This window comes from Bradyrhizobium sp. CIR48 (genome assembly GCF_014198315.1).
Taxonomy (GTDB): domain Bacteria; phylum Pseudomonadota; class Alphaproteobacteria; order Rhizobiales; family Xanthobacteraceae; genus Bradyrhizobium.
The window spans coordinates 222,693-242,310 of the sequence record NZ_JACIHG010000004.1 but is presented as its reverse complement, the minus strand read 5'-3'; the positions used below and the strand labels follow the sequence as shown (position 1 = coordinate 242,310).

Annotated in this window: 15 protein-coding genes and 1 pseudogene; 9 read left to right on the top strand and 7 right to left on the bottom strand. The window is 65.0% G+C overall.

Features of this window, described 5'->3' with window-relative positions:
* Together GGD66_RS14705 and GGD66_RS14700 are read right to left on the bottom strand one after the other, a co-directional pair.
* Window positions 1–792, bottom strand: coding sequence for an enoyl-CoA hydratase (locus tag GGD66_RS14705; RefSeq protein WP_183258197.1), 792 nt, complete (start codon window positions 790–792; stop codon window positions 1–3).
* Between the two features lie 137 nt (window positions 793–929).
* A complete protein-coding gene (locus GGD66_RS14700; protein ID WP_018316471.1) occupies window positions 930–2,138 on the bottom strand; it encodes an ABC transporter substrate-binding protein in 1,209 nt (402 codons plus the stop codon).
* Between the two features lie 390 nt (window positions 2,139–2,528).
* Between GGD66_RS14700 and GGD66_RS14695 the strand changes: the two genes are divergently transcribed.
* Window positions 2,529–3,299 (top strand): thermonuclease family protein, encoded by a 771-nt coding sequence (locus GGD66_RS14695; RefSeq protein ID WP_312014139.1) that lies wholly within the window; start codon window positions 2,529–2,531, stop codon window positions 3,297–3,299.
* Window positions 3,300–3,430: 131 nt separating this feature from the next.
* Complete coding sequence (locus GGD66_RS14690; protein WP_246788901.1) at window positions 3,431–4,822, top strand: M48 family metalloprotease; 1,392 nt, start codon at window positions 3,431–3,433, stop codon at window positions 4,820–4,822.
* A 136-nt stretch (window positions 4,823–4,958) separates the two neighbouring features.
* Here GGD66_RS14690 and GGD66_RS14685 read toward each other — a convergent pair whose 3' ends face one another.
* On the bottom strand, window positions 4,959–6,287 hold the full coding sequence (locus tag GGD66_RS14685; protein WP_018316475.1) for an MFS transporter: 1,329 nt from the start codon (window positions 6,285–6,287) through the stop codon (window positions 4,959–4,961).
* A gap of 180 nt (window positions 6,288–6,467) precedes the next feature.
* Here GGD66_RS14685 and cyoA point away from each other — a divergent pair, with 180 nt between their 5' ends.
* Genes cyoA through GGD66_RS14650 form a run of 7 tightly spaced genes read left to right on the top strand, consistent with a single transcriptional unit; the run spans window position 6,468 to window position 13,391 of the window.
* A complete protein-coding gene (gene cyoA / locus GGD66_RS14680; protein ID WP_092261290.1) occupies window positions 6,468–7,628 on the top strand; it encodes a ubiquinol oxidase subunit II in 1,161 nt (386 codons plus the stop codon).
* A gap of 12 nt (window positions 7,629–7,640) precedes the next feature.
* Window positions 7,641–9,638, top strand: a complete 1,998-nt coding sequence (gene cyoB, locus GGD66_RS14675; RefSeq protein WP_179732140.1) for a cytochrome o ubiquinol oxidase subunit I — start codon at window positions 7,641–7,643, stop codon at window positions 9,636–9,638.
* The gene (cyoC, locus tag GGD66_RS14670; protein WP_018316478.1) at window positions 9,639–10,268 is read left to right on the top strand and encodes a cytochrome o ubiquinol oxidase subunit III; all 630 of its coding nucleotides are present in this window, start codon (window positions 9,639–9,641) and stop codon (window positions 10,266–10,268) included.
* On the top strand, window positions 10,265–10,645 hold the full coding sequence (gene cyoD / locus GGD66_RS14665) for a cytochrome o ubiquinol oxidase subunit IV (protein WP_183258195.1): 381 nt from the start codon (window positions 10,265–10,267) through the stop codon (window positions 10,643–10,645). Before cyoC ends, cyoD begins: the two co-directional genes overlap by 4 nt.
* Window positions 10,642–11,493 carry an SURF1 family protein gene (locus tag GGD66_RS14660; protein ID WP_183258194.1) on the top strand — a complete coding sequence of 284 codons (852 nt, stop codon included), beginning with the start codon at window positions 10,642–10,644 and terminating at the stop codon, window positions 11,491–11,493. The genes cyoD and GGD66_RS14660 overlap by 4 nt, the downstream gene beginning before the upstream one ends.
* Window positions 11,465–12,868, top strand: coding sequence for an ATP-binding protein (locus tag GGD66_RS14655; protein WP_183258193.1), 1,404 nt, complete (start codon window positions 11,465–11,467; stop codon window positions 12,866–12,868). The genes GGD66_RS14660 and GGD66_RS14655 overlap by 29 nt, the downstream gene beginning before the upstream one ends.
* Window positions 12,858–13,391, top strand: a complete 534-nt coding sequence (locus GGD66_RS14650; RefSeq protein WP_018316482.1) for a response regulator transcription factor — start codon at window positions 12,858–12,860, stop codon at window positions 13,389–13,391. Before GGD66_RS14655 ends, GGD66_RS14650 begins: the two co-directional genes overlap by 11 nt.
* Before the next feature lie 183 nt (window positions 13,392–13,574).
* Here the strand turns inward: GGD66_RS14650 and GGD66_RS14645 are convergent, their stop codons facing one another.
* From GGD66_RS14645 to GGD66_RS14630, 4 genes and pseudogenes are all read right to left on the bottom strand, one after another.
* Window positions 13,575–14,387, bottom strand: coding sequence for a CarD family transcriptional regulator (locus tag GGD66_RS14645; RefSeq protein WP_084674786.1), 813 nt, complete (start codon window positions 14,385–14,387; stop codon window positions 13,575–13,577).
* A 344-nt stretch (window positions 14,388–14,731) separates the two neighbouring features.
* Window positions 14,732–15,070, bottom strand: coding sequence for a ferredoxin FdxA (gene fdxA / locus GGD66_RS14640; protein WP_011082989.1), 339 nt, complete (start codon window positions 15,068–15,070; stop codon window positions 14,732–14,734).
* Between the two features lie 132 nt (window positions 15,071–15,202).
* Window positions 15,203–15,472 (bottom strand): annotated as a pseudogene (locus GGD66_RS14635) (RNA-binding S4 domain-containing protein); the annotation flags it as partial.
* Window positions 15,473–15,547: 75 nt separating this feature from the next.
* Window positions 15,548–18,967, bottom strand: a complete 3,420-nt coding sequence (locus tag GGD66_RS14630; protein WP_183258192.1) for a helicase-related protein — start codon at window positions 18,965–18,967, stop codon at window positions 15,548–15,550.
* Window positions 18,968–19,618: the final 651 nt, after the last annotated feature.

Genomic DNA, 19,618 nt, shown 5'->3' with positions numbered 1-19,618 from the left:
TCATGCGCCCCTGAAGGTCGGCTTGCGCTTCTCGACGAAGGCCTTTGCGGCCTCCTTGTGATCCTCGGTGTCGCCGCAGCGGGTGTGGTGGATCGCCTCGCCGTCGAAGCAGTCCTCCAGCGGCAGATGCTCGGCATTGTTGATGTTGCGCTTGATGAAGCCGAGCGCGATCGACGGCCCTTGCGCCAGCGACAGCGCGACCTCGTGCGCGGCGGCGTCGATCTCGGCATCGGGCACGACCTTGGTCACCATGCCGATCGCATGCGCTTCCCTCGCCGTGAGCACCGGCGACATCAGATAGAGCTCGCGCGCCCGCGCGCTGCCGAGCAGCTGCGTCAGGAAATAGGTCCCGCCGTAGTCGCCGGAGAAGCCGACCTTGGCAAAGGCCGTGGTGATCTTGCAGGATTCCGAGGCGATGCGCAGGTCGCAGGACAGCGCCATCGACAAGCCGGCGCCGGCTGCGGCGCCGTCGAGCTGCGCCACCACGGGCTTCGGCATCTGGTGCAGGATGCGCGAGACCTCCATGCCGCGGCGCAGATTCGCAAGCTTCTGCTCGAACGGCAGCGGCGCGCGGCCCGCCGCCATCGACTTGACGTCGCCGCCGACGCAGAACGAGCCGCCGGCCCCCTTGAACAGCACCGCGCGCACCTCGGGATCATCAGCCGCACGGCGTGCCGCTTCGACCAGCCCGGCCACCATCTCAGGGTTGAGCGCGTTCTTCCGCTCCGGACGGTTCATGGTGATGGTGAGCAGCCCGCCTTCGAGCTTTTGCAGGACCATGTCGTTGCTCATAGGGCGTCTCCCTTGTTGTTTTGCTCCGTCATTCCGGGGCGCGCGAAGCCCGAACCCGGAATCCATTTGTCGACAATCACTGCGGCCCGATGGATCCCAGGTTCGCGCTTACGCGCGCCCCGGGATGACGCTTCGCGTCACTTCTTCACCAGCGGGCAGCGCGACTGCTCCAGCGACTGGAACGCTTCGCTGCCGGGCACGGTGGCGAGCAGCTTGTAATCGTCCCAGCGGCCCTTCGACTCCGACGGCTTCTTCACCTCGAACAGGTACATGTCGTGGATCATGCGGCCGTCCTCGCGGATCTTGCCACCCTTGGCGAAGAAGTCGTTGATCGGCGTCTCCTTCATCACCTTCATGACAGTCGCTGCATCCGTGGTGCCGGCCGCCTTCACCGCCTTCAGGTAGTGCGTGACGGAGGAGTAGACGCCGGCCTGCGCCGAGGTCGGCGGCCGCTTCACGCGCTCCTGAAAGCGCTTGGAGAAGGCGCGCGTCTCGTCGTTCATGTCCCAATAGAAGGCTTCCGCCAGCAGCAACCCCTGCGCGGTCTCCAGGCCGATCGAGTCGATATCGGTGACGAAGACGAGCAGCGGCGAGACTTTCTGACCGCCCTTCATGATCCCGAACTCCGCCGCCTGCTTGATGGCGTTGACGGTGTCGCCGCCGGCGTTCGCAAGCCCGATCACCTTGGCCTTCGAAGCCTGTGCCTGAAGCAGGAACGACGAGAAATCCGACGTGTTGAGCGGATGGCGCACGCTGCCGAGCACCTTGCCGCCGGTCTTGGTGACGACGGCACTGGTGTCCTTCTCCAGATCCTGGCCGAAGGCGTAATCGGCGGTGAGGAAGTACCAGCTGTCGAGGCCGGACTTCACGGCCGCAAGGCCGGTCACGTTGGCCTGGCCGTAGGTGTCGAACACGTAGTGGATGGTGTAGGGACCGCAGGCCTCGTTGGTGAGACGGATTGAACCCGGACCGTTGAAGATGATGATCTTGTTGCGCGCTTTCGCGATCTCACCTGCCGCAAGCGCGGTCGCGGAGGCCGCGACGTCGTAGATCATCTCGACGCCCTGGTTGTCGAGCATGTCGCGGGCGATGTTGGCGGAGAGATCGGCCTTGTTTTGATGATCGGCTGCCAGCACCTGGATCTTGCGCCCCAGCACCTCGCCGCCGAAATCCTCCACCGCCATCTTGGCTGCGGTCTCGCTGCCGGGTCCGGTGATGTCGGCATAGAGGCTCGACATGTCGAGGATGCCGCCGATCTTGAGAGGTGGCTTGTCCTGGGCCTGCGCGGCGGCGCTCGCACTGAGGGCAAACGCGGCGGCAAAAATGCCCGACAAAATTGTCTTCATGGAAAACGATCTCCCTTATCGCGCCGTACTCTGATGGCGGCTTGGTTATTGCTCTTGGCGAAAGCTGTTGCCGCAATCATGCCGCATGCGCAAGAGCGCAGCAAGCGCGAGAGCGCCATGCGAGTCTTGCGGTGGCGGCATGTTTTCCGCAAAACGGAATGGTGAGATGCGGAAGCATGTTTCCACGTCATTGCGAGCGTGTGAGATGACATCAAAGCCCCGCACTCGCTGCCGTAGGGTGGGCAAAGGCGCGCTCTTCGCGCCGTGCCCACGGCCTGCGCGATCGGCAAAGACGTGGGCACGCTTCGCTTTGCCCACCCTACGAGAGTCCCTTCGTCATTGGCATCGTTTGAGTTAGGATCGACCCACAACGCAACCTCTCCGGGTCACGTGACGCGACTGCTTCACCTCATCGTCGCATTCCTTCTCCTCGCGAGTCGCACCGCGCTCGCGACGCCGTGCCAGTTCGAGTCGCAAGGCGAAGGCCGCGTCGCCGCCATCGTCGATGCGCGCAGCGTTCGTCTCGACGATGGCCGCGAGATCCGCCTCGCAGGCATCGAGACGACGGCGACGACGAAGCAGGCGCTGGCCTCGCTGCTCGCGAGCCGCGACGTGACACTCCGCGGTAGCGACGACACGCCCGACCGCTACGGCCGCCAGGGCGCGCTGGTCTTCATCGGCGAAAGCGACATCTCGGTGCAGGCCATGCTGCTCGCCCAGGGCGACGCCCTGGTGTCGGCCGAAATCACGGACAAGGACTGCGCGGCGGCCCTGATGGCGTCGGAGGCCGAGGCGCGGCGCCAAAAAAAGGGCAGTTGGGCTGACCCGTCGGCCATAAAAAACGCGGAAAGTCCGGACGATATTTTGGCGGGGATCGGGCGCTTTATGGTGGTCGAGGGCAAAGTCCTGTCGGTCCGGCAAGCTGGGGCAATGACCTACCTCAACTTCGGACGGAACTGGACACGTGGCTTTGCCGTGACTATTTCAAAGCGCACGCTACCGGCGTTCGAAAATGCCGGGATCACCCTTAAGTTATTGGAAAGTAAGCGTATTCGAGTCCGAGGCTGGGTCGAGGGAAGTACGGGGCCGCGCATCGATGTGCGTCTCTTGGGACAGGTTGAATTGCTGGGCGCAAACGAGCCTACTGGGGTAAGGCCTTAACGGCCGGGCACGGGTTAATTGAAGTGAATGGGGTGCTAGAACGGCACGGACTGGGCGATTGCCGCCGCCTGCGGGCGGCGCCGGCCGCGCTTTGCCTTGCGCTGGGCGGGCTTCTCGCCGGCTGCGGCGACATGGGCCGGTTCCAGGCTGCCGCGACCCCGCCGACCGTTGCAATGCCCAAGCCGAAGCCGGCCGTCGCGCAGACCCCCGCCACCGAAAAGGAGCACGAGCGCATCCTGGCGAGCTATGGCGGCACCTATGACGATCCCAGGCTCGAATCGCTCGTCAGCAAGACCGTCGACCGGCTGGTCGCAGCGTCCGACCGTCCCGACCAGGGCTACAAGGTCACCATCCTCAATTCCGGCGCGGTGAACGCCTTCGCGCTGCCGAACGGCCAGCTCTATGTCACCCGCGGACTTCTCGCGCTCGCCAGCGACACCTCGGAATTGTCCTCCGTGCTCAGCCACGAGATGGCGCACGTGCTGTCCAAGCACGCCGCGATGCGCGAGGACCAGGCGCGCCAGGCCGCGATCGTCACCCGCGTCGTCACCGACATGAGCAACGACCCCGATCTCACCGCGCTCGCGCTGGCCAAGACCAAGCTCACCATGGCGAGCTTTTCGCGCAAGCAGGAGTTCGAGGCCGACGGCATCGGCGTCGGCATTTCCGCCAAGGCGCATTTCGATCCCTACGGTGCTGCGCGCTTCCTCTCCGCGATGGAGCGCAATGCCGAGCTGAAGGCCGGCAAGAGCTCGCTCGATCCGCGCGCGCAGGATTTCACCTCGTCGCATCCGGCGACCCCGGAGCGCGTGCAGAACGCGCAGACAATTGCGCGGCAATATACGGCGCCTGAAGGCGCCGAGCGCGACCGCGAGAGCTATCTCGCTGCGATCGACAACCTCGTCTACGGCGAAGACCCCAGCGAAGGTTTCGTCCGCGGCCGCCGCTTCCTGCATCCCAAGCTGGGCTTCACCTTCCAGGCGCCGGACAATTTCACGCTCGACAACACCGCCCAGGCCGTGATCGGCGTGCGCGAGGGCGGCGCACAGGCGATGCGTTTCGACGTGGTGCGCGTGCCGGCCGAGCAGTCGCTCGGCGACTACCTCAATTCCGGCTGGATGGAGGGCGTCGAGAAGGCGTCCACCGAGGACATCACCATCAACGGTTTCCCGGCTGCGTCGGCCGCCGCCAAAGGCGACCAGTGGCAGTTCAAGGTCTACGCGCTGCGCTTCGGCAGCGACGTCTACCGCTTCATCTTTGCGGCACGGCAGAAGTCGACCGAGAGCGAGCGCAATGCGCGCGAGACCGTCAATTCGTTCCGTCGCCTGACGCTCGACGAGATTCAGGCCGCGCGCCCGCTCCGCATCAAGGTCATCACCGTGCAGCCCGGCGACACCGTGGAATCGCTCTCCCACCGCATGGCCGGCGTCGACCATCCCGCCGAGCGTTTTCGCGTGCTGAACGGCCTCGATCGCACCGCGCAGGTGAAGGTGCGCGATCGCGTGAAGATCGTGGCGGATTAGCGAAACGGGTGGTGCCGTAGGGTGGGCAAAGCGCAAGCGTGCCCACGCATCTTTTGCGATCGAGAGAGATGGTGGGCACGGCGCAAGGGCGCCTTTGCCCACCCTACCGCACCTGTGATGTGGCTACAGCTCGAGCTTAACGCCCCGTATCCATATCGCCCTTCTCGCGCTGGCCGCTGAGCCAGAGCGCCAGCAGGGTCCAGAACGCGCCGGACAACAGATACGCGCCCGAGGCGATGACGCCGAGATTGGTCGCGAGCAGCAAGGCGACCAGCGGCGCGAAGCCGGCACCGAACAGCCAGGCCATGTCCGAGGTCAGTGCGGACGCCGTGTAGCGGTACGCCTGCTTGAAGTTCGAGGCGATCGCGCCCGAGGACTGGCCGAACGACAGGCCGAGCAGGATGAAGCCGATCACCATATAGATGGTCTCGCCGAACGCGCCGGCATCGAGCAGCTGCGGGGCAAAGCCGCTATAGATCGCGATCGCGATCGCCGATCCCATCAGCAGCGACTTGCGGCCGACGCGGTCGGCGATGATGCCGGACATCACGATCGCGCCAACGCCGAACACGGCGGCGACGATCTCGATGATCAGGAAGCGTACCGGGCTTTCGCGGGTGAACAGGAACACCCAGGACAGCGGAAACACCGTAACCATGTGGAACAGCGCGAAGCTCGCCAGCGGCGCGAACGCTCCCAGCATGATGTTCTGGCCTTCGCTCGCGACGGTGTCGGAGATGCGCGCGGGCTGCAACTCGCGGGTCTCGAACAGCGAGGCATATTCCTCCGTCGTCACCATGCGCAGGCGCGCGAACAGCGCCACGACGTTGATGGCAAACGCGACGAAGAACGGATAGCGCCAGCCCCAGTCGAAGAAATCGTCGGCCGACAGGTTACCCGCGAAATAGGCGAACAGCGCGCTCGCCACGATCAGCCCGAGCGGAGCGCCGAGCTGCGGCACCATCGCGTACCAGCCGCGCTTGGAGGGCGGCGCGTTCAGCGCCAGCAGCGAGGCCATGCCGTCCCAGGCACCGCCCCAGGCCAGACCCTGCGCGATGCGCGCCAGCGCCAGCAGCCAGATCGCGGCGACGCCGATGTCGTGATAGCCGGGCAGGAACGCCAGCGCGACCGTGGCGGTGCCGAGCAGGAACAGCGCCGAGATCAGCTTGGCGGTCTTGCCGTAGGCACGGTCGACCGTCATGAAAATGACGGTGCCGATCGGCCGGGCCATGAAGGCCAGCGCGAAGATCATGAAAGAATAGAGCGTGCCGGTCAGCTCGCTCGCGAACGGGAACACCAGGCGCGGGAACACGATCACCGAGGCGATCGCGAAGACGAAGAAGTCGAAGAATTCCGAGGTGCGGCCGATGATGACGCCGATGGCGATCTCGCCGGGACTGGCCTGGTCGTGGCCGTGCTCGCCCGTGTGGAGGTCTGCCATTGCGGGGGTCTGTGCCGTCGCCATTCGTGCGCCCTTAACGTCCTGAAAACCAAAGCCGACCGCCCGGCGGGCGCCGGGCAATCTGGCCCTCTCTGGCCCAACATTCCGCACTGCAACATTGGACAAATTGTCCAATGTCCGGATTGTTGCGCCGCAGCTACCCGTTGGCCCCGCAAAAGAAACTCATTCTCAAAGGCTCGGCCCGTGTCTCGTCTCAAGATCCTGGCGCTACTACCTCTGGCTGCTGCGCTCAGCGGCTGCGACTACGTCGTGCTGGCGCCAGCCGGCGATATCGCTGCCCAGCAGCGCGACCTCGTCATCATCTCCACCGTCCTGATGCTCCTGATCGTCGTCCCCGTGATGGCGCTGACGGTGCTGTTCGCCTGGCGCTATCGCCAGTCCAACACGGCCGCTCGCTATGAGCCGGAATGGGACCACTCGACCAAGCTCGAGCTGGTGATCTGGTCGGCGCCGCTGCTGATCATCGTCTGCCTGGGCGCACTGACCTGGATGGGCACGCATCTGCTCGACCCCTATCGCACTCTCGGCCGCATCCATGCCGACCGCGCCGTGGACCAGTCCAAGGCCCCGCTCGAGGTCGACGTCGTCGCGCTCGACTGGAAGTGGCTCTTTATCTATCCGGATTACGGCATCGCCACCGTCAACGAGCTCGCAGCACCGGTCGACCGTCCGATCAACTTCCGCATCACCGCATCCTCGGTGATGAACTCGTTCTACATCCCCGCGCTTGCCGGCCAGATCTACGCGATGCCGGGCATGGAGACGAAGCTCCACGCCGTCGTCAACCACGCCGGCACCTACAAGGGCTTCTCGGCGAACTACAGCGGCGCCGGCTTCTCAGGCATGCACTTCAACTTTAGAGGACTCGACGACAAGGGCTTTGACGCCTGGATCGCCAGCGCCAAATCCGCCGGCGGCTCGCTCGGCCGCGCCGAATATCTTCAGCTCGAAAAGCCCAGCCAGAACGAGCCGGAACGCCGCTACGGCACGATCGACTCCGATCTCTACCGCCTGATCCTCAACATGTGCGTCGAGACCGGCAAGATGTGCCAAAGCGAGATGATGGCGATCGACGCCAAGGGCGGCAACGGTCATCAGGGCCTGAACAACACCCTGCCGCTCACTTACGACAAGTACGCCCGCCGCGGCACCCCGCTCGGGCCGGAGCCGACTTTCGTCGCCGGCACCTGCACGCCCGATGCGCCGCAGGGCAAGACCACGGCGTCGATCACGGCTCCTGTCGACACCGCGCCGCTGCTCGGCGCCGGCCTGAAGCGGCCGAGCTTCGCGCCGCTCAAGTCCTCGTCCTTCTTCCTCGGACTGCGTCCGAAGTCAGACTCCTAAAGAGATCCCCGCATGTCTCCTGATCTTCTCAAGCTCATCTTCGGCCGGCTCGGCTTCGAATCGTTGCCGCTGCACGAGCCGATCGTCGTCGGCACCTTCGCGGTGGTCGCGCTCGGCGGCGCCGCACTGCTCGGCGGCCTCACCTATTTCCGCCTCTGGGGTTATCTCTGGCGCGAATGGTTCACCACCGTGGACCACAAGCGCATCGGCATCATGTACATGATCCTCGGCATCGTGATGCTGCTGCGCGGCTTTGCCGATGCGCTGATGATGCGCGGCCAGCAGATGCTGGCCTTTGGCGGCTCCGAAGGCTATCTCAACGCCCATCACTACGACCAGGTCTTCACCGCCCACGGCGTGATCATGATCTTCTTCGTGGCGATGCCGCTGGTGACCGGCCTGATGAACTATGTCGTGCCGCTCCAGATCGGCGCGCGCGACGTGTCGTTCCCGTTCCTGAACAATTTCAGCTTCTGGATGACGGTCGGCGGCGCAGTGCTGGTGATGGCTTCGCTGTTCATCGGCGAATTCGCCCGCACCGGCTGGCTGGCTTATCCGCCGCTGTCGAACATCGGCTACAGCCCCGATGTCGGCGTCGACTATTACATCTGGGCGCTGCAGGTCGCGGGCGTCGGCACGACATTGTCAGGCATCAACCTGATCTGCACCATCGTCAAGCTGCGGTGTCCCGGCATGACCATGATGAAGATGCCGGTCTTCACCTGGACGTCGCTCTGCACCAACGTCCTGATCGTCGCCTCCTTCCCGGTTCTGACAGTGGTGCTCGCGCTGCTCTCGCTCGACCGCTACGTCGGCACCAACTTCTTCACGAACGATTTCGGCGGCAGCCCGATGATGTACGTGAACCTGATCTGGATCTGGGGTCATCCCGAAGTCTACATCCTGGTTCTCCCGGCGTTCGGCATCTTCTCGGAAGTGACCTCGACCTTCTCCGGCAAGCGGCTGTTCGGCTACACCTCGATGGTCTACGCCACGGTCGTCATCACCATCCTGTCGTACCTGGTCTGGCTGCATCACTTCTTCACGATGGGCTCGGGCGCCAGCGTCAACTCGTTCTTCGGCATCACCACGATGATCATCTCGATCCCGACGGGCGCGAAGATGTTCAACTGGCTGTTCACGATGTATCGCGGCCGCATCCGCTACGAGCTGCCGATGATGTGGACGATCGCCTTCATGCTGACTTTCGTGATCGGTGGCATGACCGGCGTGCTGCTGGCGGTGCCGCCGGCCGACTTCGTGCTGCACAACAGCCTGTTCCTGATCGCGCACTTCCACAACGTGATCATCGGCGGCGTGGTGTTCGGCGCCTTCGCCGGCATCTCCTACTGGTTCCCGAAAGCGTTCGGCTTCAAGCTCGATCCGTTCTGGGGCAAGATGTCGTTCTGGTTCTGGGTCACCGGCTTCTACCTCGCCTTCATGCCGCTCTATGTGCTCGGCCTGATGGGCGTGACCCGCCGCCTGCGCGTGTTTGACGATCCGTCCTTGCAGATCTGGTTCGTCATCGCCGCGGTCGGGGCCTTCCTCGTCCTGCTCGGCATCCTCTCGATGCTGATGCAGTTCGCGGTCAGCTTCCTCAGGCGCGAGCAGCTCAAGGACGTCACCGGCGATCCCTGGGACGCGCGCACGCTGGAATGGGCGACCTCCTCGCCCCCGCCGGACTACAACTTCGCCTTCACCCCCGTCGTTCACGACAATGACGCGTGGTGGGACATGAAGAAGCGCGGCTACCAGCGTCCGCTCACCGGGTTCAGGCCGATCCACATGCCCAGCAGCACCGGCACTGGCATCATCCTTGCCGGCCTCGCCACCGCGATGGGATTCGGCCTGATCTGGTACATCTGGTGGCTCGCCGCAGTGAGCTTCGCCGCGCTGCTCGTCGTCGGCATCGGCCACACCTTCAACTATCACCGCGACTTCGACATTCCGGCTGAAGACGTCATCCGGACCGAGGACGCGCGCACCAAACTGCTCGCCGGAGCCAAGTAAATGACTGTCGCTGTCAATCCCGCCCAGACCGGCGAGCCGGTCTTCTATCTCGCCGACGAACACCCGCATCCGGAAGGCTGGAGCACCTCGCTCGGCTTCTGGATCTACCTGATGAGCGACTGTCTCATCTTCGCGATCCTGTTCGCCACCTTTGGCGTGCTCGGTGGCAACTACGCCGCAGGCCCCGCACCGAAGGACCTGTTCGACCTGAACCTGGTCGCGGTGAACACTTCGATGCTGCTGCTGTCGTCGATCACGTATGGCTTTGCCATGCTGACGATGCAGCAGAACAAGGTCGCACAGACGCAAATCTGGCTGGCGATCACCGGCCTGTTCGGTCTCGCCTTCATCGGCATCGAGCTCACCGAGTTCGCTCACATGATCCATGAAGGCGCCACGCCCCAGCGCAGCGCCTTCCTGTCGGCGTTCTTCACCCTGGTCGGCACCCACGGCCTGCACGTTTCCTGCGGCCTGATCTGGCTGGTGACGCTGATGGTGCAGGTCCAGAAGTTCGGTCTGATCGAAGCCAACCGCCGCCGCCTGATGTGCCTGTCGATGTTCTGGCACTTCCTCGACGTGGTCTGGATCGGCGTCTTCACCTTCGTCTATCTCCTGGGAGTTCTGCGATGAGCACCGATACCCACGCAGCCGGCGCGCACGACCATCACCACGCCGACGGCCACGCCCACAGCACGTTCTCGGGCTACATGCTCGGCTTCGTGCTCTCGGTCGTGCTCACCGCGATCCCGTTCTGGCTGGTGATGAGCGGCGTGCTGCCGAGCAAGCAGATCACCGCGCTCGTGATCATGGCCTTCGCGGTCGTGCAGATCGTCGTGCACATGATCTACTTCCTGCACATGAACACGACGTCCGAGAACGGCTGGAGCATGATGGCGCTGATCTTCACCATCGTGATGGTGGTGATCGCGCTGTCCGGTTCGCTGTGGGTGATGAGCCACCTCAACAGCAACATGATGCCGATCCACCAGATGAGCGGGATGAAGTGAGCGAAGTCAGGACCGTGACCAGCAAGACGAGCGGGGCGCGCAGCGGGGCTGTGCGGTCCCCGTCCCTGTGGCTCACGGTCCTCTCGCTGACGGCCTTTGTTGTCCTGATCGCACTCGGCATCTGGCAGATCGAGCGCCGCGCCTGGAAGCTGGCGCTGATCGACCGTGTCGAGCAGCGCGTCCATGCCCCTGCCCAGCCGGTCCCCTCGCCCGATTCATGGCCTGCGGTTTCCAGGGCAAATGACGAATACAGGCATGTCAGCGTCACCGGCCGCTTCCTGCATGACCGCGAGACGCTGGTCCAGGCGGTCACCGAGGAAGGCCCGGGCTATTGGGTGCTGACACCGCTCCAGCGCGATGACGGCACACAGGTCCTGGTCAACCGCGGCTTCGTGCCGTCCGAGCGGCGCGACGCATCGACGCGCCGGGACGGCAATCCGGACGGCCAGGTCGAGATCACCGGCCTGCTCCGCATCACAGAGCCGAAAGGCGGATTCCTCCGGAACAACGTGCCCCAGCACAACCGCTGGTATTCGCGCGATGTCGCCGCGATTGCGACCGCCCGCGGTCTGCACGATGTCGCGCCGTTCTTCGTCGATGCCGATGCCGGATCACAATCCGGCAGCGGTCCAATCGGCGGATTGACCGTGGTCAGCTTTCCCAATAACCACCTGATCTACGCGCTGACGTGGTTCGCCCTGGCTTTCATGCTGGCGGGTAAACTCTTCGTCACATTCGGCGGCGGGCTGTTCCGCCGCAAACGCTTCGTCCACGAAAAGGCAGGCGGCTCCGATGCCGTCGCCCGCAGGACGGGATCAGATGCTGGAACGATCGTCGAGCCGACCTGACGACGGGAAGACGCTTTCCCACACACTTGCGCATGGCGGGCACGCCGTCACGCTGCAATCGCAGGCGGACGCGCGCAGCGAGCTGATCGGCACGACTCCGACCGACGACGAGACCAACCGCAAGAACATGGCGCTGCTGATCCAGCTGCGCTGGACGGCGGTGGTTGGCCAGATCGTGACGATCGGCGGCGTGCATCTTGGGCTCGGCATTCCCCTGCCGCTGGAGCGGATGGGCGCGGTGATCGGCGCCCTGGTGCTGCTCAACGTCTCCAGCCTGGTCTGGGTGCGCCATCGCGCCGCGATCACCAACAACGAGCTGTTGGTCGCCTTGATGCTGGACGTCGCCGCGCTGACCGCGCAGCTCTACCTCTCCGGCGGCGCCACCAATCCCTTCACCTCGCTGTTCCTGCTCCAAGTGACGCTCGGCGCGGTGCTGCTCGATGCCCGCTCGACCTGGTCGCTGGTCGCGCTGACCTGCGCGAGTTTTGTCTGGCTGACGCTGGCATACCGCCCGCTGGATCTGCCGCCGAATCCGCTGAGCGAGACCTATACACTTACGGTCGCCGGCATGCTGCTGGGCTTCGTTCTCAACGCCGTGCTGCTGGTCGTGTTCGTCACCCGCATCAACAGGAATTTGCGCGAGCGCGACGCGAATCTGGCAGCGCTGCGCCAGCATGCCGCCGAGCAGGATCACATCGTCCGCATGGGCCTGCTCGCCTCCGGCGCGGCCCATGAGCTCGGCACGCCGCTCGCCTCGCTCTCGGTGATCCTCAGCGATTGGCGCCGCATGCCGGATCTTGCCGCCGATCAGGAGCTCGCCGAGGACCTCGCGGAGATGGAAACCTCGCTGCAACGCTGCAAATCGATCGTGACAGGCATCCTGGTCTCGGCCGGCGAAGCGCGCGGCGAAGGCTCATCGCCGACGACGGTGACGGCCTTCGTCACCGCCCTGGTCGACGAATGGCGCGACGCACGCTCGGCGCGGACGCTCTACTTCGTCAACACGTTCGGAGCGGACGTCGCCATCGTCTCCGACATCGCGCTGAAGCAGGTCATCTTCAACGTGCTCGACAACGCCTATGAAGTCTCGCGGGAATGGGTCGAGCTCGTCGCCGAGCGCGAGGGCGACCATCTCGTGCTGTCGATCAGCGATCGCGGCCCGGGCTTTGCGCCGGAGATGCTGGCGCAGCTCGGAAAACCCTATCACTCGAGCAAGGGCCGCGCCGGCGGCGGGCTCGGGCTGTTCCTGGTGGTGAACGTCGTGCGCAAGCTCGGAGGCACCGTGACCGCCGAGAACCACAGGAAGCGCGGCGCCACCGTCCGCCTCACGCTGCCGCTCGCAACGCTCGCGATCGGAGGGAATTTTGACGCCTGACCGTTCGCTCATCGTCGTCGAGGACGATGCCGGCTTTGCACGCACGCTGAAGCGCTCGTTCGAGCGCCGCGGCTATGATGTCGTGCTCGCCGCCTCGATCGAGGACGTGCGGAACGTGCTGGAGGAACGCTCCTTCGGCCACGCCGTCGTCGACCTCAAGCTCGGCGGCGCCTCCGGCCTTGCCTGCGTCGAGCTGCTGCACACGCACGACCCTGACATGCTGATCGTGGTGCTGACCGGCTTTGCCAGCATCTCGACCGCCGTCGAGGCGATCAAGCTGGGCGCCTGCCATTATCTCGCAAAGCCCTCGAACACCGACGACATCGAAGCCGCCTTCAACAAGGCCGAAGGCAACGCCGAGGTCGCGCTCGACGCCCGGCCGACCTCGATCAAGACGCTGGAATGGGAGCGCATCCACCAGACCCTGATCGAGACGGATTTCAATATCTCGGAGGCGGCACGAAGGCTCGGCATGCACCGGCGCACGCTGGCAAGGAAGCTCGAGAAGCGGCCGGTGAAGTGACCCGCCACGCGTCGTTTGACGAAGACTCTCTCCTCTCGTGGTCCCGGCGTTCGCCGGGACGACACCGAGTTTGTCGAGAGACCTCTTGCACAAAGCTTCAGTCATCGTCTTGGAAAGCATTCCCCAAACAAAAAGCCCGGCCATTCGGCCGGGCTTTTGATTGCTTGCGCAGAGCGAAGCTGCTTACGCGGCCTCGTCGGCGACGGTGGTGTCGTCGCCATCGGTGTCGTCGGTATCGCCCTCGGCATCCGTATCGCCCTCGCCGTCGGCGGCTTCCGCCTTGGCGTTGGTGCGGCGCGGGCTCTTGGCGAGCTGGGCCTCGATCTCCTTGACCGCTTCGGTCTCGGTCGAGTGCTGCACCACCGCGATCTCGCGGGAGAGACGATCGAGCGCCGCTTCATAGAGCTGGCGTTCGCTGTAGGACTGCTCCGGCTGCGACTCCGAGCGGTAGAGGTCGCGCACGACTTCCGCGATCGCGACGATGTCGCCCGAATTGATCTTCGCTTCGTATTCCTGGGCGCGGCGCGACCACATGGTGCGCTTGACGCGGGCGCGGCCCTTGAGCGTCTCCAGCGCCTTCTTCACCAGCGCCGGCTCGGACAGCTTGCGCATGCCGACATTGGCGACCTTGGCGGTCGGCACGCGCAGCGTCATCTTGTCCTTGATGAAGTTGATGACGAACAGCTCGAGCTTCGCGCCGGCGATCTCCTGCTCCTCGATGGCCAGGATCTGGCCGACGCCGTGAGCGGGATAGACGACGAATTCATTGGCCTTGAAGCCCTGACGCTGGGTCACGACCTTCTTTTCCTCGACCTTCGGCGCAGCAGCCGCCGGCTTCACAGCGGGCTTGGCGGCAGCAACGGGAGCCTTGGCAGGAGCAGCAACGGGAGCCTTCGACGCGGCGGGCTTGGCAGCGGGAGCCTTGGCGGCAACGGGCTTGACAGCAGGCTTGGCAACGGTCGCTTTCGCGGCCGGTTTGGCAGTCTTGTTAGGCATTGCGCTTCTTTTGTTCTTCGAGGACTTTGCAGCCGGCGCCTTCGTCGCGGTCCGACCTTTGGATGCGCTACGGCTGGCCGCGGCGACTTTTTTGGCCTCCTTATGGGAAGCCCTCGCTGAAGTACTCTTTTTACGCGTTTTCTGTGACACAGCCTGCGCGCGGAAACTGCCACGCCCCTGTTCGACATTTGGTTTCACGGGAACCCAGCGGGGCCAACGGGGCTGACAGGGTTCGGCTTAATGTGCCCAATATAGCACATTTCCCGCAAAAATCAATGATTTAGGGGTCTTGAGGGCTGGTTTTCGGCGGAAGCGCCGCTATTAGGGTTAAGTTTGAGCCCGATTCAGTCGCCGGAGCCGGGGTTCGGAGAAAAATATTTCTCGAACTTGCCTTCCATGCCGTCGAATTCCTTGGCGTCGGCAGGTGATTCTTTCTTCTGGGTGATGTTCGGCCAGCTCTTGGCGTAGTCGGCGTTGACCGAAAGCCACTTTTCCAGGCCCGGTTCCGTGTCCGGCTTGATGGCGTCGGCGGGGCATTCCGGCTCGCACACGCCGCAATCGATGCACTCGTCCGGGTGGATGACGAGCATGTTGTCACCCTCGTAGAAGCAGTCGACCGGGCAGACCTCGACGCAGTCGGTGTACTTGCACTTGATGCAGTTTTCAGTGACGACGTAAGTCATCCAACGCTCCGAAAAGCTCTTTTAAAAGTCGCGGCTTGCGTAGCGCGTATGGCCCTGCGCTGCAAGGTCGGGAAGGCCCGATCATGACGGCTTTGTGTGTTTGATCGACCAAGAACTGAATTCGAAACGCAATTAATTGCGTTTCGCTTCGCTTAGCTCCTCAAAGAGCACCCGCGCCGCAGCAGCATCGCCACGGCGTTCGCTGAAGCCGGTGACCTTCAACACCCGCACGGTGCGATCGAGCGCGACGGTGATGACGTCGCCGATCTTGATCGCATGCCCCGGCGACTTTTCACGCTCGCCGTTGACGCGAACGTGGCCCGACCCGACGAGCTCGGCCGCGGAGGTGCGCGCCTTCACCACCCGCGCGTGCCACAGCCATTTGTCGAGGCGCTGCCGCTCGGTCGTCGTGGCTCTATTCCTTCTGACGCGTTTTCTTCACGCGAACCGCTCCGCACTTCGCTTGAAAACGCTATGCTACTCCTTCCGCCCGGACAGCTGCTCTTTCAGAGCCGCGAGCTTGGCGAAGGGCGAATTCGGATCGGCCGGGCGATCGCGCTCGCGCGGATTTGCGCTCGAGGCGTAGGGACGCAGCGACGGCCCGCCCTGGCGGTCGCGGCCCTTGTCGCGGTCACGGCCGCGGTTGTCACGGCCCTTGTCGCGATCTCCGCCGAACTTGCCCTTGTCGCGATCGCGCCCCTTGTTGTCGCGATCCTTGCCCTCGAAGCGGCGGTTCCTGTCGTCGCGCCCCTCGGGACGCGGCGCGCCTTCGCCACCTTCGCGCGGCTTGCGGAAGTCTCTGCCGCCGTCCCTGCGATGGCCGCCATGACGCTGGCCCGGCTTGGCGCCGTCGGCTGCTTGTGCGGCCCCGCCTTCCGCGGGCGCGGCACCTGCCTCTGCGCCTCCTTGCGGACGCTGATGGTGGTGACGCTGGTGGCGATGGCGCTCGTGGCGCGGCTTGCGGTCTTCGTGACGGCCGCCGGGGCGCCAGACCTCGATCAGCTCGGGCTCGGCGGGCGTCGCCGAAGCTTCGACAGGCGCGGCGGCGTCGGGTGACGCGGCGGCTTCGGTTGCAGCCGTCTCGGCCGGAGCGGCTTCGAGGCCGGCAGTCTCGGTGGGCGCAGCAGGCTCTTCCGCCGGCGGCGCAATGCCGGGGGCGTCTTCGGGCGTGACAGGGGCCTCGGGAGAGGCTTCGAGCGCGGGCTCGGCCTCCTGAGCCGGCTCGTCCTGCAGCTCCATGCCGGGCGCATCTTCGACCGTGACCGGCTCGGCGACCGCTTCGGTGGAAGCCTCCGCCGGCAGGCCGGCAACGGCCTCTGCCGCGGTCTCGGTCGAGGTCTCTGTCGCGGATTCGGCGCTGCCTTCAGCCGGCGGCGTCTCGGCCGCGACCGTTTCCACTACGGCCGGCTTTTGCGGCAGCGGCGGACGCTTCTCCATGCGATAGCCGAGCGCGCGCAAGACCGACGCAAAATCTTCGCCGGCCGAACCAGTGAGCGAGGTCATCGCCTGCGTCACCACAAAACCGCGGCCGTCGAAGGCGCCGGCCGGCTTTTCGCCGGACGCGTTCTCGCGCCAGGCCAGCGCCGGACGGATCAGATCGGCAAGACGCTCCAGAATGTCGACGCGCACGGCGCGTTCGCCGGCCTGCTTGTAGCCGAGCACGCGATAGGCATCGCGCGGCAGGGCCTTGTCGACCGGGAACGAGGTGCGGCCCGAGGATGCCAGATGCTGCGCGCCCGACAGCGAGGACAGATCGACATTGTCCTGCTTCAGCGCCCAGAGCAACGCGGCGAGCGCGCGCGCGGCGGGCTTCAAAAGGCCGGGGAAATAGATGTGATAGGCGCCGAAACGGACGCCGTATTTGCGCAACACCGCGCGCGAGGGCTGGTCGAGATCCTTCAGCTCGTTGGCGATCTTCGGACGCTCGAGCACGCCGAGCGCCTCGACGAGCTGATAGGCGATGCCGCGGGCGATGCCGGTGACGTCCTCGGCCTTGGACAGCTCGAACATCGGCCCGAGCAGCTTCTCGACATGGGTCTTGAGCCAGAGCTCGAGCCGGGCCTGCACCTTCTCGCGGGGGCCGCCGGTCAGGCGCTCGTCGGAGATGATGCGGATGCGCGGATGCAGCGCGTCTTCTGCGGCGGACAGCCGCGCCACGGCATCGCCGGTCCAGCGGATGATGCCTTCGGAGGTCAGCACGAACTGATCGTCCGGCGCGTTGCCGAGCTTTTCGGCGCGCGTGTTGATCTCGCCGGCGAGCACTGCTTGCGCTGCAGCCTGCAAGGCTTTCGCATCCGAGCCAGCTTCCGCCGCATCCGGTGCAAAGGTGAAGCCGTCGAGGCGGCCGATGACATGGCCTTCGACGATGACTTCGCCGGTCTTGCCGATTTCAGTATTCAAGCTCGTGTTCTCCCGCAGGCGGCGCATCAATACACTGGTCCGGCGATCAACGAAACGCTCAGTCAAGCGTTCATGGAGCGCATCCGATAATTTATTTTCGACCTCCCGCGCGATCCCCTGCCAGCGTTCGGGGTCTTTCAGCCAGTCCGGGCGGTTGGCGACGAAGGTCCAGGTGCGGATCTGCGCGATCCGGGCCGACAGCGTGTCGATATCGCCGTCGATGCGGTCGGCCTGGGTGATCTGGGCCTCGAACCAGGCGTCGGGGATGCATCCCTTCCGCATCAGGAAGCCGTACAGCGTGGTCACCAGCTCGGCATGGGCGGCCGGCGACAGTTTTCGGTAGTCGGGGACCTGGCAGGCCTCCCACAGCCGCTCCACCGCCGCCTTGCCATGCGCGATATCGCGCACCTCGACGTCGCGGGCGGCGTGATCGAGCACGCGCATGTCCTCGGCGACGGGGGCGCGCGTCAGCGCCTCGTGGCCGGGGGCGAGGTTCAGGGACACCTGGAGCGCGCCGAGCGAGGAGAAATCCAGCCTGGCGTTGCGCCATTGCAGCATCTTCACGGGATCGAAAGTGTGGTTCTGCAGCGCGTTGACGAGCTCGGGCTCGAACGGCGCGCAGCGGCCGGTGGTGCCGAAGGTGCCGTTGCGCGTGGCACGGCCGGCACGCCCCGCAATCTGCGCGAATTCGGACGGCGTCAGCCTACGGAACTGGTAGCCGTCGAACTTGCGGTCGGAGGCAAACGCAACGTGGTCGACGTCGAGATTGAGGCCCATGCCGACGGCATCGGTGGCAACGAGATAATCGACATCGCCGTTCTGGAACATCGCCACCTGCGCGTTCCGCGTGCGTGGGCTAAGCGAGCCCAGCACCACGGCGGCGCCGCCATGCTGGCGGCGGATCAGCTCGGCGATGGCGTAGACCTCGTCGGCCGAGAACGCGACGATGGCGGTGCGGCGCGGCTGGCGCGTGATCTTGCGGTCGCCGGCGAATTCGAGCTGCGACAGGCGCGGCCGCGTGATCATGGAGACGCCAGGCAGCAGCCGCTCGATGATCGGGCGCATCGTGGCGGCGCCGAGCAGCAGCGTCTCGTCGCGGCCGCGGCGGTTGAGGATGCGATCGGTGAAGACGTGGCCGCGTTCGAGATCGCTCGCGATCTGGACCTCGTCGACGGCGAGGAAGGAGAGGTCGAGGTCGCGCGGCATCGCCTCGACGGTCGACACCCAATAGCGCGGATTCCTGGGCTTGATCTTCTCCTCGCCGGTGACGAGCGCGACCGCCTCGGCCCCGACCCTGCCAGCGATCTTGTTGTAGACCTCGCGCGCAAGCAGCCGCAGCGGCAGGCCGATCATCCCCGACGGATGCGCCAGCATCCGCTCGATGGCGAGATGGGTCTTGCCGGTGTTGGTCGGCCCGAGCACCGCAGTGACGCCGGCGCCAGGCACCCGATCGGACGGCGCGCGCTCGGAAGCGAAGGGGGAGGAGGAAAAGGGCATCTGGGGGATTAGGTAGTGGCGATTTGGGCGAATGTCAGTGCTGTCTGGGGCGGGGGCGGGGCTTGGGGGCTGATCCGCCCACCATCAGCCCGTCATCCTGAGGCGCGAGCCATGCGGCGCATCGCGCCGCATGGGGAGCCTCGAAGGATGAACGGCCCGGGTGCCAACCCAGCGAATGTCCGCGGCGCCAGCCGGGCCCGTCGCCCTTCGAGGGCCGCTGAAGAAGCGGCTACCTCAGGGTGACGGGATGTGGCAGCGGAGAATCCGGCGCCTCCCCAAACCTCGCGCAACTGTCTCACTTTGCGACGCTTTTCCCGTTGGCTTTAAGCTTCGGAACGACTCTAGAACGAATCGCGGCCGAATCGCTGACTCCCCCTGGAGTCATGTTCCGTTCACGCAACATGTCGCGGGAGTCTTGTTGGCTGCAACTAGATGGAGTTTTGGGCCGCCGTACAAGTGACGTTTCGATGGCGCAAAGCCTTAAGTTGGGGACGGCGCGGAGTCGAATCAGAATCGGGAAGGAGTCAAATGGATTCCGGATCGAGGCCGCCCAAACTCGTTTTCGCGAAAACAACCCCATGCACAGTAGGTAAGTGATTGAAATCACGACACTTCTTCCGTCATCCTGAGGTGCGAGTGGCGCGGTGCCCA